This is a genomic window from Mycobacterium sp., assembly GCF_036273375.1.
GTDB lineage: Bacteria > Actinomycetota > Actinomycetes > Mycobacteriales > Mycobacteriaceae > Mycobacterium.
In genome coordinates, this window is the sequence record NZ_DASUHS010000270.1 from 22,966 (window position 1) to 36,776 (window position 13,811).

The window sequence follows — 13,811 nt, forward strand, 5'->3', positions numbered from 1 at the left end:
TCGGCGACTGTCGTACAGCAGCATTGGATTTCACGCTTACCGGGACGAATTTCCCGCGAGGGCAGCGCATGACTGCGCTGGACGCTCTGAGCACACCGGATCCGGTGCACCCGACCTAAGGCCGAACACCTCGGGGTCATCGAGGTTGTAGCAACGGGTCCAATCCCGCATTAGCTTGGCCCGGGCATACTGTCCAGCGTTTTTCGCGGCAGTACTGCGGGTAACCTCCAGAGGTGCGCGCGGGATCTGGAATTGCGGCCGCCGCGGTCGCCGTGGTCATTGCCGTATGTCCGTGTCCCTCCGGTTCGGCTGACCCCACGTCCGAGAGTCCACCGTTCCCGACCGGTCAGATCGGCGTGCCCGTGCATGCGCGGGCGGCTGGCGGTGCGACCGCCGACATCACGGTCAACAGTGCAGCGTGGTTCCCGCCGGGGTGCACTTCTCATTTTGCGAATCCGACGTATGGCTCCGCATGCAACGTGGTGGAAGTGACTATCACCGCGACGTCCCACCGATTCTTCCAGGTCGACCAGCGCTATATATTCGCCGGGTACGGCGGTGGCAATCAGCCATGGACTCATCCCGACGATGCGCCCCAGCCTGCAACGCTTGCGGTCGACTACCAGAGGCTCGACAAGATGCCCCCGCTGCAATCGGGCGGCCTTCACGATGGGCAGACCGCACATGGATTCGTCGGCTTCGCTATGCCGACGGGAGGCGACCTGTACATCGAGATCAACGATCCCGAGCAACCCGCTCCCTACGCCGAAGCGGGCTGGATGGTCCACACCTGATTCGCGCGGGAAACCCACGTTCGGGTTGTCATGGAGACAAAAGCGGCGAAATATCGATTCCACCGGAAGGCACCCAACGGCGAAATCATCGCCAGCAGCGAGGGCTACAAGACGAAGGCCAGCGCGCAGAACGGCATCAAGTCTGTTCAGACCAACGCTCCCGGTGCCGCGGTGGTGGACAAGACGGGTAGCCCAACTTGGTTAGCTGCCTAGGGCATAAGTCCGCCGGAAGCCGGGTACTTCTTCTGGCTATCGGGTATCTGATCGTGCCCGAGGTTCAGGTAAAAGGAGCCGTCCAGTGGGCTGGCACCATGCAAAACGGGCCAGAGCGGCGCGGGGTGGAAACACGTGAACCGCGGCGACGACGACCGAAACCTCACTGAAGCAGCGGGGGAGACCACCGCGGATTATGGCGCCGACTTTCTTGACGAGCAGGATAACGGTTCGACGGCTACTACCCTGGCGGAAACCGTCGAAGGGTTGCCGAGCGGATCGGCGCTGCTGGTTGTCAAGCGTGGCCCGAACGCCGGTTCTCGATTCTTACTCGATCAGCCAGTCACCTCAGCGGGGCGCCATCCCGACAGCGACATTCTGCTCGACGACGTCACGGTGAGCCGCCGCCACGCCGAGTTTCGCCTCAACAAGGACGGCGAGTGGGCCGTCGCCGACGTCGGGAGCCTCAACGGCACCTACGTCAACCGTCAACCGGTGGACTCGACAGTGCTCGCCAATAACGATCAGGTGCAGATCGGTAAGTTCCGGCTCGTATTCCTGACCGGATAATTCTGGCCTTTTAGGTCCGGCAGGCATTTTCGACCGTCCGCCGATATCCCGTCATCGTCTTGACGCGAAAGCATAGGCGCTGAGGAGGCCAAGGCACCGGCCGCGGCCAGCGCGGCGCGCACCCGGTCTAGCGCGGCCCCGTACGGCAGGGTCATCGGGGTCGTAGCCCTCGGCGCAGAGCGCGTCACGTTCAATCTCGTCCATACCGGGCTTAGACGCCAAAGATGCCAAAGATGTTGTGTTGGTTCCGTTTAGGGACCGATCTTGCGATCGGGCTCTACAATCGCCCTCAAGCCGGGGGACGTTGGCGCAAATGCCAGCGGTCCGCTGGTGCGACCGCGTCGTCGTTGCGCTAGATCCAGACGCCTTTGCCCACGGCGACCACACCGCCGGCGCTGATGGCGAAGCGCTCCCGGTCCTTTTCCAAATCCACGCCCACCATCTCGCCAGGTCCGACGACGACGTTCTTGTCCAGGATCGCGTGGCGGACCACCGCGCCGCGGCCGACCCGGGCGCCGGGCATGATCACGCTGCCCTCCACGATCGCGCCGTCGTCCACCACCACGTTGGACGACAGCACCGAATTGCGGACCGAGGCCGCCGAGATGATGCTGCCCGCACCCACCACCGACTCCTGCGCGGAACCGCCGTTGACGAACTTGGCCGGTGCCAGGTTCTCCGACTCGCCGCGGATCGGCCAGCGCTTGTTGTACAGGTTGAACACCGGATGCACCGACACCAGGTCCATGTGTGCGTCGTAGAACGCGTCCAGCGTTCCCACGTCCCGCCAGTAGGCCCGGTCACGATCGGTGGCGCCGGGCACCTCGTTGTCGCCGAAGTCGTACACCGCGGCCATCCCGTCGTCGACCAGTCGCGGGATGATGTCGCCGCCCATGTCGTGATCGGAATGGTCGTCGTCGGCGTCCGCGCGGATCGCGTCGATGAGCACCTTGGTGGTGAAGATGTAATTGCCCATCGACACGAACGTCTGCTCCGGGTCGTCCGGGGTCCCCGGCGGATCCAGTGGCTTCTCGATGAAATTGCGGATGCGATCCGACTCGTCGGAGTCAATGCAGCCGAACGCGGTGGCTTCGCTGCGTGGTACCCGGATGCCGGCCACCGTTGCTCCGGCGCCGCTGTCGATGTGGAATCGGACCATCTGCTCGGGGTCCATCCGGTACACGTGGTCGGCACCGAAAACCACGATGTAGTCGGGGTCTTCGTCATAGATCAGATTGAGCGATTGGTAGATCGCATCGGCCGAGCCGGTGTACCAGCGCGGGCCGAGCCGCTGCTGAGCGGGCACCGGAGTGATGTACTCACCGGCCAGACCGGACAACCGCCAGTTCTGCGAGATGTGACGATCCAGTGAATGCGACTTGTACTGGGTGAGAACGCAGATGCGCAGATACCGGGCATTGACGAGGTTGGACAGGACGAAGTCGATCAATCGGTAGGCGCCCCCGAAGGGAACTGCGGGCTTGGCGCGGTCCGCCGTCAGCGGATACAGCCGCTTGCCCTCACCGCCGGCCAGGACGATGCCCAGCACGTGTGGCGCTTCCCTCATGGTTCCAAACCTATCGGCCGTTGCGAAGGGCTGCCAGGGGCAAGGGGTGATTGCCGACGTTCTGTGCGGCTGTCCGTCAAGGTATTTGGCGGCGCACGCCGCGAAGGCCGCCCTGCGGTGTGGCGAACCCGATTCGCGGTGGGCTCCGTCGCCGAACTACCGTTCGGATATGCGGGTGGCCATGATGACGCGCGAATACCCACCAGAGGTCTACGGCGGAGCGGGAGTACACGTCACCGAACTCATCGCCCAGCTGCGCCGGCTGTGTGCGGTCGACGTGCATTGCATGGGCGCACCGCGTCCGGGCGCCCGTGGAGTGCACGTGCACGAGCCCGACCCGCGGCTGCGGGGCGCCAACCAGGCGGTGTCGATCCTGTCGGCCGACCTGATGATGGCCGATGCGGCGTCGGCGGCCAACGTGGTGCATTCACACACCTGGTACGCGGGTATGGCCGGGCACCTGGCCTCGCTGCTCTACGGCGTGCCGCACGTCTTGACTGCGCATTCGCTGGAGCCGCTGCGCCCGTGGAAGGCCGAGCAACTCGGTGGGGGTTACCGGATCTCGAGCTGGGTCGAGCAGACCGCGGTGCTGGCCGCGGACGCCGTCATCGCGGTCAGCACCGCGATGCGCGAGGACGTCCTGCGCGTCTATCCCGCACTGGATCCCAGTGCCGTGCACGTGATCCGCAACGGCGTCGACACCGACGTCTGGTACCCGGCCGGGCCGGTGCGAGCCGGATCGATGCTGACCGAACTCGGCGTCGATGCTGCCCGGCCCATTGTGGTGTACGTGGGCAGGATCACGCGGCAGAAGGGACTGGCGCACCTGGTGGCGGCCGCCCACCGGTTCAGCCCGGAGGCGCAGGTGGTGTTGTGCGCCGGCGCTCCCGACACCCCGGAGATCGCCGACGAGATTCGCGACGCCGTGGCCGCTCTGGCCGGCAGCCGCACGGGGGTGTTCTGGATCCGGGAGATGCTGCCCATCGGTGAGCTACGCGAAATCCTCTCGGCGGCATCGGTTTTCGTATGCCCGTCGGTTTACGAGCCGTTGGGCATCGTGAATTTGGAGGCAATGGCCTGCTCGACGGCGGTGGTGGCCTCCGACGTCGGCGGCATACCGGAGGTGGTAGCCGACGGGGTCACCGGGACGCTGGTCCATTACGACCCCGACGACACGCAGGGCTATCAGGCCGAATTGGCCGATGCGGTCAACGAGTTGATCGCCGACCGCGAAAAAGCGCGGCGCTACGGCAAGGCGGGACGTCAGCGCTGCGTCGAAGAGTTCTCCTGGGCCCACGTCGCCGAGCAGACCCTGGAGATCTATCGGAAGGTCTGTGCATCGCACCGCCGGTATTCGTTCGGCGGCAAGCCCTAGCTGGCGCTCGTGACGCCCTTGAGTTCGTCACCGAGGGCAGCGGCTTCGTCGGGCGTCAGCTCGACGACTAGTCGACCGCCTCCCTCAAGTGGTACTCGCATCACGATGCCGCGCCCCTCCTTGGTTGCTTCCAGAGGACCGTCTCCGGTCCGGGGCTTCATCGCCGCCATCGAGTGCTCCCTCCGGGTTCGAGCCGGCCCGCCCGTGCGGACCTGGTCGGCGCCGAGCATGCCCCGCCAGCGAACTTCAAGCCATGCCCGGCATCGAACTGCCTTATCACCTCCCCATTGTTCCCTATCCAGGTCGCCACTTGAACAAAGACCCACATCTGTGTGCTCAGTGGGCTGTCGTGCGCACCCAGCAACCGCGAATGTGGTCGTCGACCATCCCGGTCGCCTGCATCAGCGCGTAGGCGGTGGTCGGGCCGACGAAGCGGAACCCGCGACGCTTGAGCTCACGGGCCATGGCCTTCGATTCGTCAGTGGCCGAGGGGATTTGGGATGGGTCCGCCGGCCGGGACCGCGGCGACGGCGCAAACGACCACAGCAGGTCCGCCAGGTCTGCCGGAGTTCCCACTTCAGCGGCGGCGCGCGCGTTGGCGATCGTCGACTCGATCTTGGCGCGGTTGCGAACGATTCCCTGGTCCGTCATCAGCCGCTGCACGTCGGCGTCGGTGTAATCGGCGACCTTCGTGATGTCGAATTGGGCGAACGCGCGCCGAAAATTCTCCCTTTTGCGCAGGATGATCAGCCACGACAGGCCACTTTGAAAGGCCTCCAGACTCATCCGCTCAAACAACGCGACCCCGCTGCGCACCGGCTGGCCCCATTCGCGGTCGTGGTAGTCGCGATAGAGCTCGAAATCGGGACCGGGCCGCACGGTCGCCCAACTGCAGCGAACCAGTTCGTCTTTATTCACACTGAGTCCTGACGATCCTCGCCGTCGTCTGGTTCCCCCGATTCGCCGCCGGTTTCCCGCCCGGCCGGCGAGGCGTGCACCGCGGCCAGCTGGCCGCGCAGCGCCTCGAGCTCACGGGCGAGCCGATCCAGCACCCAGTCCACCTCACTGGTCTTGTAACCGCGGAGGACCTGGGTGAACTTGACGGCGTCGACGTCGGAGCCGGTCACCCCGAACGCGGGAAGCACGGTGGCCGTCGTCCCCCGCGGCAGGGGTGGCAGCTGCTCGCCGCGACCGAACAACAGGCTGGCCGCGCCGAACAAGACGATCGCCACCAGCACCAGGACCACCAGGTACAGCAACACCAACGCCACGTGTCGATACTGCCCTATGCCGCCGACAAGGCGACGGTCAGCGTGACCTCGCCTGGACCTACCCGGGCCTGATCGCCTGCATCGGTGGCCGGTCCGCCAGCGACACCGGCGAGGTGTGCTGGACGTAGCCGTAGCCCTCGGGTCCGTCGGCCATGAACTGCGTCAGCCCGACGCCCGAGTCCGGGATCCCACAGCGCGACAGCAGGGTCGCGATGACCTGCCGGCTCATCACGCCCAGCTCGGCCAGCGGCCGGTTGCGGTGCGCACGGACCCCCAGGTTGGCCTGGGCGATCGCGTCCAGCCCCAGCCGGTCGAAGGTGTCCACCAACAAGCCGATCTCCACGCCGTAGCCCGGGGCGAACGGCACCGAGGTCAGTAGCTCGCGGGTCGCCGCGTATTCGCCCCCGAGCGGTTGCACCATGCAGCCCAGTTCCGGACGCAGAGCCGCAAGCAGCGGCCGGGCCACCAGCTCGGTTACCCGCCCACCTCCGGTGGCACTCGCATCGGCCGCCACGTCGCCGACATCGGCGAGCTCGCTGCCCCGTAAAGGCCGCCGATAGAAGCTTTTAACCAGGTGAATGTGGTCGTCGGTGAGCAGCGGAGCGACCAGCCACGGCACGAACATCGGGTGCGGATCGATCAGGTCGGAGTCGACGAACACCACGATGTCGCCGCTGGTGGCCGCCAGCGAGCGCCACAGCGCCTCGCCCTTTCCGGGCCGTGTCGGCACCTCGGGCAGCGCCTGCTCACGGCTGACGACGCGGGCGCCCGCGGCGACGGCGCGGATCTCGGTATCGTCTGTGGAGCCCGAGTCCAACACGATCAGCTCATCGACCAGCCCATCGACCAGCGGTGAGATGCTTTCGATCACCGATTCGATGGTTTCTTCCTCGTTGAGGGCCGGCAGCACCACCGAGATGGTCCGCCCCGCCTTCGCGGCCTCCAGCTCGGCGATGGTCCAGCTCGGCCGGTTCCAGCTGCGGTTCGCCAACCAGATGTCGCCGGGCCGGGCGGCGAGCATGCCGTCGTTGACGACATCGCCGGTGACCAGGTCAGATGTCGTCATGTCAGCCCCCGCACCGTGCGCGTCGGCGGGCGTGTTCCCTGGATCGAGGCCACCATTTCCAGCACTCGGCGAGTGGCCGCGACCTGGTGTACGCGAAACATCCGCGCGCCGGCGGCCGCCGCCAGCGCGGTGGCCGCCAACGTTCCCTCGAGTCGCTCGGTCAATTGCACACCCAGAGTCTCCCCGACGAAGTCCTTGTTACTCAAAGCCATCAGCACGGGCCACCCGGTATTAACGAGATCGCTCACATGGCGCAGCAGCAGCAGCCCGTGGAAAGTGTTCTTGCCGAAGTCGTGGGTCGGATCGATCAGCACCCGATCGCGGGCCACTCCGCATGCCACCGCCCGCTCGGCGGCCGTGGTGACCTGGGCGATGACGTCGTCGACCACGCCGCGGGTGGTGATTCCGTAGTTCACCCGGAACGGGCGTGTGCGCGGCAGCGCGTTGCCGGTGTGCGAACACACCAGGCCCGCCCCGAACTCGGCGGCCACCTCCGGCAGCGCCGGGTCGATGCCGCCCCAGGTGTCGTTGATCAGATCCGCCCCGGCCGTGCAGGCCACCTTGGCCACCTCGGAGCGCCAGGTATCGGCGCTGATCAGCTGGTCGGGATAAGCATCGCGCAACCATTCGATGAACGGCACCAGCCTGGCGATCTCGGTGCCGGCATCGACCTCTTGTCCAGGGCCGGCCTTGACACCGCCGACGTCGATGACATCGGCACCGTCGGCGACGGCCTGATGCACGGCCGCCCTGGCAGCCTCGTCGCTGAAGGTTGCGCCCTTGTCGTAAAACGAGTCCGGGGTGCGGTTGATGATCGCCATGATCAGCGCACGATCGCCTGCGACCGGGCGGCCGCACAGGTTCGAACGGCCGGCGGCTGACGCCGGCGGTGTCGAACGGCCGGCGGCTGACGCCGGCGGTGTCGATTGGCCGGCGGCTGACGCCGGCGGTGTCGATTGCACACGTATATGGTGCCCGGTCGCCTCCGAGGGCGCAGCCTGGGGATCGAGTGTGCGGGCAGGGCGCGCTGTTGCGACGTGTCGTCGCCATGAGCGCACACGCGACGCCGTCAGCGCACACTCAGCCCTTGGGCCGCTTGCCTTCGCCTACCTCGCCGGGGTACTCGTCGTAATAAGGCACGTAGCCCTCGTCGCGCCCGGCCAGCACATACAGCGGGTCCTCCACGTCGGAACCGTAGGCTTGCTCGCGCAGCTCCACCTTGCGGCTCTTGAAGGTGGTGGTCTGCTCGATGGACTCCACCACCCGCACGAAGAGCGGCAGCGCGTAGGCGGGGAGCTGGTCGTAGACGGCACGGGCCAGCGACTGCCCGTCGAACTCGGCGCCCCCGCGCAGTTTGACCGCGGCCATGCCGGCCCGCCCGCCGGTACGCGGAACCTCGACCCCGAAGACCGTGCAGTCCTCGACGGAGTCGTCGGACGCCAGCGCCGCCTCGACCTGCGTGGTGGCGACGTTCTCGCCCTTCCACCGGAAGGTGTCGCCGAGCCGGTCGACGAACGCCGCGTGCCCCATACCCTGCGGGCTCATCACGTCACCGGTGTTGAACCAGCAGTCACCCTCACGAAAAGCGTTGCGCACCAACTTCTTTTCGCTCGACTCCTTGTCGGTGTAGCCGTCGAAGGGCTGCAGCCGGTTGACCGGGCTGAGCAACAAACCGGGCTCACCGGCCGGGACGCGACGGACCCGCCCGTTGTCGTCCCGCAGCGGGGCGCCGGTGTCGGGGTCGTACTCGACATAGGCCAGCGGCATCGGGAAGACGCCGGTGGAGCGGGGCACGTTGAAGATGTTGATGAACGCCGCGTTGCCTTCGCTGGAGGCGTAGAACTCGCAGACACGGGCGATGCCGAATCGCTTCGTGAACTCGTCCCAGATCTCCGGGCGCAGCCCGTTTCCCGCGATTACCCGCACCTTGTGTGCGCGGTCGGTCGGCTTGGCCGGCTGGTTGAGCAGGTACCGGCACAGCTCACCGATGTAGATGAACGCGGTGGCCTCGTTGGCGATCACGTCGTCCCAGAACTTCGACGCCGAGAACGACTTGCCCAGCGCCAGCGTCGCCCCCGAGTTGATCACCGAGGACAGCGCCACCGTCAGCGCGTTGTTGTGGTACAGCGGCAGGCAGCAGTAGAGGGTGTCCGAGCTTTTGAGCCGCAACCCGATGCCGCCGAACGCCGCGAGCGCCTTGAGCCATCGCAGGTGCGTCATGACGCTGGCCTTGGGGAATCCCGTTGTGCCCGAGGTGAAAATGTAGAACGCTGTGTCCCTGGCATGCACGGCCGACGCCGAGGCGGGGTTGGTGGCCGGCGCGCTTACCGCGAACCGCTCCAAGTCCTCGACGGTCAACGTCGAGGTGCTGCCCGAGCCGCCGCACTCGGCCACGGCGCTGACCAGATCGGTCTCGGCGATGAGCACCTTGGCGTCCAGCAGGCCGAGGCTGTGCGCGAGCACCTCGCCGCGCTGGTGGTAATTGAGCATGCCCGCGACCGCGCCGCACTTGACCGCGGCCAGCATGGCCAACACGGCGTTGGGCGAGTTGCGCAGCATGATGGCGACGACGTCGCCCTGACCGACGCCGCGCGCGGCCAGCACGGCGGCGTATCGGTTGGCGGCGGCGTTGGCGTCACGGTAGGTCAGTTGCTGATCGCCCATGCGCAGGAAGATCCGGTCGCCGTAGCGGGCGGCCCGGTCCTGGAACACCGTGCCGATCGATTTCTTGGAGCCCGGCTGCGCCAGCAGCCCGGTCGTCGCGCCGCGCACCATCACCGGCAGGTCGGCCAGCACGGCCGGCGCCCGAACTGCGATGTCGGTCAGTTTGACCGCCGTGCGCGCTCCACCGTCACGATCGGACACGTGATCCCCTCGATTCGTTTCCAAAGTCAAGTTCGGCGGACAGCCTATAGGGGTGGCAAACCCGTCGGCGGCCTCAGTCGGGTGCGCACGCCTCCAGCGCCGCACTCACCTTGTCGACCAGCACCAACCGGTCCATCGCCACCTGCGAGATGTAACCGCTGTCCAGCAATCCGCACAACCACGTCCACAGCCCTTCGTAGTGACCGAACGGGTCCAGCAACACGATGGGTTTGCTGTGCAGACCGAGGAAGGCCGTCGTCCATGCGTCAAGCAACTCGTCGAGGGTGCCGAGACCACCCGGCAGCACGATGAACGCATCGGCGCGGTCTTCCATGAGTTGCTTGCGCTCGTGCACGGTGTCGCTGACGATCAGCTCGTCGGCGTCCGCGTCGGCAATCTCGCGGCGCATCAAGATCTTGGGGATGATGCCGACGGTCCGGCCGCCCCGGGCGCGCGCCGCGCTCGCCACCGCGCCCATCGCCGACACCCGGCCGCCGCCCCACACCAGCGTCCAGCCGCGCTCGGCGATCGTCTCACCGAGTTCCGCAGCGACTCTGAGCAATTCGGGATGCTGCGGGCCGGACGCGCAGTACACACACACCGACCACTCGCCTGATGAATCGCGCTGGCCGGGCATATCCGCCAAAGGTAGACCAACCGCATACTGCCCGTCATATCTGGGCCTTTCGCACTGCCGCCCGGCTCTCGCACCATAAAATTCGGCAGTGCCGATTCGATGGAACGTCCCCCAACATGCGACGGCCTCAGAGCGGCTGGATGCAGCTCTGGCCGACGGGGCCCGGGGAGCAGTCGTGCTGGGGCCCGACGGCGTCGGCAAATCCACCCTGGCCCGGGTCGCCGCCGAGCGTTTCGCCGATCAGCACCCGAACACCCTCATCCGCTGGGTCACCGGCACCCCGACCGAGCGCGCGGTCCCGTTCGGGGCATTCAGCCACCTGGTGGAGATCGCCGACATCGGCAAGCCGGCCGCGCTGTTGCGGGCCGCCCGGGCGTCGCTGGGCGGGGACGGCCTGCTGCTCGTCGTCGACGACGCCCAACACCTGGACGTGCTGTCAGCCACGCTGGTCTACCAGCTGGCGCGGGACGGCGCGGGACGGCTCATCGTCACCGCCCGCGCCGACCCCGCTCCCGAAGCGATCGCGGCGCTGTGGAACGACGGCCTGCTCACCCGGATCGACATCGAGCCGCCCGGCGGGGCGACCGCGCCTGCGGACATCGACACGTTCCTCGCCGAGCTCCCCGCGGCGGCGCGCTCGGTCCTGGAATATCTGGCCGTCGCGGAGCCGCTGTCGGTCGCCGAGTTGACCGCGCTCGCCGGCCACGGCGCGGTGGCCGAGGCGGTGACGTGGGGTGCCGCGGAGACCCGGGCGCGGGGCGGGTCCTCCGACGACCCGGTCGTCTATACGGCCCACCCGCTGTTCGCCGAGCGTATGCGGGCCGCGCTCGACTACGACGACGCACGGCAACGGCGCACCGACCTAGTAAAGCTGCTGTCGCAGCGTCCGTCCGAGCACCTCAGTGACGGGTTGCGGTTGGCGTTGCTGGCGGTGGACAGCGACACTCCCCCACGGGTCGGCGACGTCATCGCCGCGGCCCGGCAGGCGCTGCGACTGGGCGACCTGGCACTGGGCGAACGGCTGGCCCGATCGGCGTTGCAGCGGTCCGGCGGGTTGGCGGCGCGGCTCGCACTGGCACATGCCCTGGCGTGGCAGGGCCGTGGTCGCGAGGCCGATTCTGTGTTGGACGGCGTCGACTCCACCGCGTTGACCGAGGAGGCGCTGATGGACTGGGCCCTGCTGCGCGCGGCGAACCAGTTCTGGATGTTGAGCGAACCGGAGCGCGCCACCGCGTTTCTGCGGACCGTGCGCAGCCGGGTCACCGATACCGGCCCGCGGACCACCCTCGACGCGCTCAGCGCGACCTTCGCGATGAACGCGGGCAACGTCAGGCACGCCGTGAAGGTCGCCGCCGACGTCCTCACGTCGCCGGCGGCCGATGACCAGGCGGTGGCCTGGGCGGCCAGTGCGGCCGCATTGTGCGCGGCCCGCGAGGGTCGATTCGATGACGTCGAGCCGCTGGCGCAGCGCGCCTTGGCCGCCGAACATCCCGGGCTGCTGCGCTTCACGATCGGGCTGGGTCAGACCACCGCGCTGTTGATGGCCGGCCGCCCCGACCAGGCCCGCCAGCTCGCTCAGCAGTTCACCGACTTCGCCGAACTGCAACAGCCGGGTCGCGCGATCGGCGAGGTGCTACTGGCGCATGCGCTAATCGCCGGTGGCGAATTTGTCTCTGCGGCAGCATTATTGATCCCGGCGGCCGCAACCCTGGAGCGCACCGGCTACTCCTGGGGGCCGCTGTCGCTGACGCTGCTGGCGACCGCGCTGGCCCAGCAGGGCGACACCGCTGCCGCGGCAAAGGCATTGAGCAGGGCCGAATCTCGGCACGGCACCAAGTCGGCCCTGTTCGCACCGGAGCTCGGTGTGGCGCGGGCGTGGCGGCTGGCCCTGGTGCGGGACACACACGGCGCGGTGGCGGCCGCGCGCGACGCCGCCCGGACGGCCGAACGCGGCGGGCAGCTGGGTGTGGCGGTGCGGGTCTGGCACGAGGCCGTGCGGCTGGGCGACAGCCGGGCCGCCGATCCTCTGGCTCGGCTCTGTGCCGAGATCGACTGTGTCGCAGGAAGAATCGCGCTATCCCATGCCCGCGCGCTGGCCGCCGGCGATGACGCGGGGCTGCGGGCGGTGGCGGACGAGCTGACGTCGATCGGCATGCACGCGGCCGCCGCCGACGCCGCCGCGCAGGCACAACGGTGCGGGGCCGGGAAGGCTTAGCCGCTCAGGTAGCCGCGCAGCACGTCCACCGCGGCGATGATGTTGGCGACCGCGACCCGCTCGTCGCGCTTGTGGGCCAGGTTGGGATCACCTGGCCCGAAGTTGACCGCCGGTATGCCCAGTGCGGCGAACCGCGCCACGTCGGTCCAGCCGTACTTGGCTCGGACGTTGCCGCCGGCCGCTTCGATCAGGGCCTTGGCGGCGGGTTGGGACAGTCCGGGCAGCGCGCCCGCCGCCGCATCGGTCTGTTCGATGTGCACGTCGAGCCCGGCGAGCACGTCGTGCACATGCTGCAGCGCGTCGGGCAGCGACCGGTCGGGGGCGAAACGGAAATTGACGGTCACCGCGGCCGCGTCGGGAATGACGTTGCCGGCCACGCCGCCGTCGATGCGCACGGCCGACAGGCCCTCGCGGTAGACGCAGCCGTCGATGTCGACGCTGCGTGCCTCGTACGCGGCCAGCCGTCCCAGCACGGCGCCGAGCTTGTGAATCGCGTTGTCTCCCAACCAGGATCGCGCCGAATGGGCACGGATGCCGGTCGCGCTGACCAGCACGCGCAGCGTGCCTTGGCAGCCGGCTTCGATGTAGCCGCCAGTGGGCTCGCCCAAGATGGCCACGTCGGCGGACAGCCAGTCCGGCAGTTCGCGTTCGATGCGGCCCAATCCGTTTGCCGCGGCCTCGATTTCCTCGCAGTCGTACATCACCAGCGTCAGATCGTGCACCGGGTCGGCCACCGTGGCCGCGAGATGCAGAAATACCGCGTCCCCGGATTTCATGTCCGCTGTGCCGCAGCCGTACAGGTCACCGCCCTCGCGGCGGCTGGGCAGGTTTCCGGCCACCGGCACGGTGTCCAGGTGCCCGGCCAGCAGCACCCGCGACGGCCGCTGAAGGTGCGTGCGCGCCAGCACGGCGTCGCCGTTTCGAATAATCTCGAAGCCGGAGGTCTGGGCCCGCAGCGCGTCCTCGACCTCGTCGGCCAGCCGCGCTTCGTCCCTCGATTCGCTGGGGATGTCCACCAACGCCGCGGTCAACGCGATCGGATCCCCGCGTAAGTCCAGCACGGTCTCAGGGTAGTGGCGATCGCAAGCGCGGCGGAGCCGGGCGCAGCGGGTCGCCACTACGACCAGTGCGGGCGATCGCAAGCGCGGCGGAGCCGGGCGCAGCGGGTCGACACCATCGGGATTAGCGGAAGACCCCGGGCAGGCTCAGGGTGGACAGCGTGTCGTCCGACAGCGGGT

The 13,811-nt window shown here is 68.0% G+C and carries 14 protein-coding genes; 5 read left to right on the top strand and 9 right to left on the bottom strand.

Translation table 11 applies throughout. The annotated features are described in order from the left end of the window. The first annotated feature begins 233 nt into the window (after nucleotides 1-233). The 3 genes from VFW69_RS23580 to odhI all read left to right on the top strand — a co-directional run bounded on the left by VFW69_RS23580 (nucleotide 234) and on the right by odhI (nucleotide 1,577). Complete coding sequence (locus VFW69_RS23580) at nucleotides 234-794, top strand: hypothetical protein (protein WP_526505173.1); 561 nt, start codon at nucleotides 234-236, stop codon at nucleotides 792-794. 30 nt (nucleotides 795-824) lie between these two features. Continuing rightward, on the top strand, nucleotides 825-1,007 hold the full coding sequence (locus VFW69_RS23585) for a YegP family protein (RefSeq protein ID WP_526505175.1): 183 nt from the start codon (nucleotides 825-827) through the stop codon (nucleotides 1,005-1,007). A gap of 135 nt (nucleotides 1,008-1,142) precedes the next feature. Beyond that, entirely contained in the window at nucleotides 1,143-1,577 is a 435-nt protein-coding gene (odhI, locus tag VFW69_RS23590; protein WP_526505177.1) for an oxoglutarate dehydrogenase inhibitor Odhl, read from the top strand. 352 nt (nucleotides 1,578-1,929) lie between these two features. Here the strand turns inward: odhI and glgC are convergent, their stop codons facing one another. Next, nucleotides 1,930-3,144 (bottom strand): glucose-1-phosphate adenylyltransferase, encoded by a 1,215-nt coding sequence (glgC, locus tag VFW69_RS23595; protein ID WP_526505179.1) that lies wholly within the window; start codon nucleotides 3,142-3,144, stop codon nucleotides 1,930-1,932. Between the two features lie 169 nt (nucleotides 3,145-3,313). Between glgC and glgA the strand changes: the two genes are divergently transcribed. Further along, a complete protein-coding gene (glgA, locus tag VFW69_RS23600) occupies nucleotides 3,314-4,519 on the top strand; it encodes a glycogen synthase (protein WP_526505181.1) in 1,206 nt (401 codons plus the stop codon). On the opposite strand, the gene VFW69_RS23605 is transcribed toward glgA, so the two are convergent. The 7 genes from VFW69_RS23605 to log form a co-directional block, all read right to left on the bottom strand. Then, nucleotides 4,516-4,689: a DUF3117 domain-containing protein gene (locus VFW69_RS23605; protein WP_526505183.1), complete on the bottom strand. Its 174-nt coding sequence runs from the start codon at nucleotides 4,687-4,689 to the stop codon at nucleotides 4,516-4,518. The genes glgA and VFW69_RS23605 overlap by 4 nt on opposite strands. Before the next feature lie 166 nt (nucleotides 4,690-4,855). Then, nucleotides 4,856-5,437, bottom strand: a complete 582-nt coding sequence (locus VFW69_RS23610; RefSeq protein WP_526505185.1) for a DNA-3-methyladenine glycosylase I — start codon at nucleotides 5,435-5,437, stop codon at nucleotides 4,856-4,858. Continuing rightward, nucleotides 5,434-5,790: a DivIVA domain-containing protein gene (locus VFW69_RS23615; RefSeq protein ID WP_526505187.1), complete on the bottom strand. Its 357-nt coding sequence runs from the start codon at nucleotides 5,788-5,790 to the stop codon at nucleotides 5,434-5,436. Before VFW69_RS23615 ends, VFW69_RS23610 begins: the two co-directional genes overlap by 4 nt. A gap of 58 nt (nucleotides 5,791-5,848) precedes the next feature. Then, nucleotides 5,849-6,856: a glucosyl-3-phosphoglycerate synthase gene (locus VFW69_RS23620; RefSeq protein WP_526505189.1), complete on the bottom strand. Its 1,008-nt coding sequence runs from the start codon at nucleotides 6,854-6,856 to the stop codon at nucleotides 5,849-5,851. Further along, nucleotides 6,853-7,818, bottom strand: coding sequence for a dihydropteroate synthase (gene folP, locus VFW69_RS23625; protein ID WP_526505191.1), 966 nt, complete (start codon nucleotides 7,816-7,818; stop codon nucleotides 6,853-6,855). The genes VFW69_RS23620 and folP overlap by 4 nt, the downstream gene beginning before the upstream one ends. 118 nt (nucleotides 7,819-7,936) lie before the next feature. Continuing rightward, nucleotides 7,937-9,721, bottom strand: coding sequence for a long-chain-acyl-CoA synthetase FadD6 (gene fadD6, locus VFW69_RS23630; protein WP_526505193.1), 1,785 nt, complete (start codon nucleotides 9,719-9,721; stop codon nucleotides 7,937-7,939). 73 nt (nucleotides 9,722-9,794) lie between these two features. Further along, entirely contained in the window at nucleotides 9,795-10,358 is a 564-nt protein-coding gene (log, locus tag VFW69_RS23635) for a cytokinin riboside 5'-monophosphate phosphoribohydrolase (protein ID WP_526505195.1), read from the bottom strand. A gap of 88 nt (nucleotides 10,359-10,446) precedes the next feature. Between log and VFW69_RS23640 the strand changes: the two genes are divergently transcribed. Further along, complete coding sequence (locus VFW69_RS23640; RefSeq protein ID WP_526505197.1) at nucleotides 10,447-12,573, top strand: AAA family ATPase; 2,127 nt, start codon at nucleotides 10,447-10,449, stop codon at nucleotides 12,571-12,573. Here VFW69_RS23640 and dapE read toward each other — a convergent pair. Continuing rightward, nucleotides 12,570-13,634: a succinyl-diaminopimelate desuccinylase gene (dapE, locus tag VFW69_RS23645; protein ID WP_526505199.1), complete on the bottom strand. Its 1,065-nt coding sequence runs from the start codon at nucleotides 13,632-13,634 to the stop codon at nucleotides 12,570-12,572. The genes VFW69_RS23640 and dapE overlap by 4 nt on opposite strands. Nucleotides 13,635-13,811 lie beyond the last annotated feature (177 nt).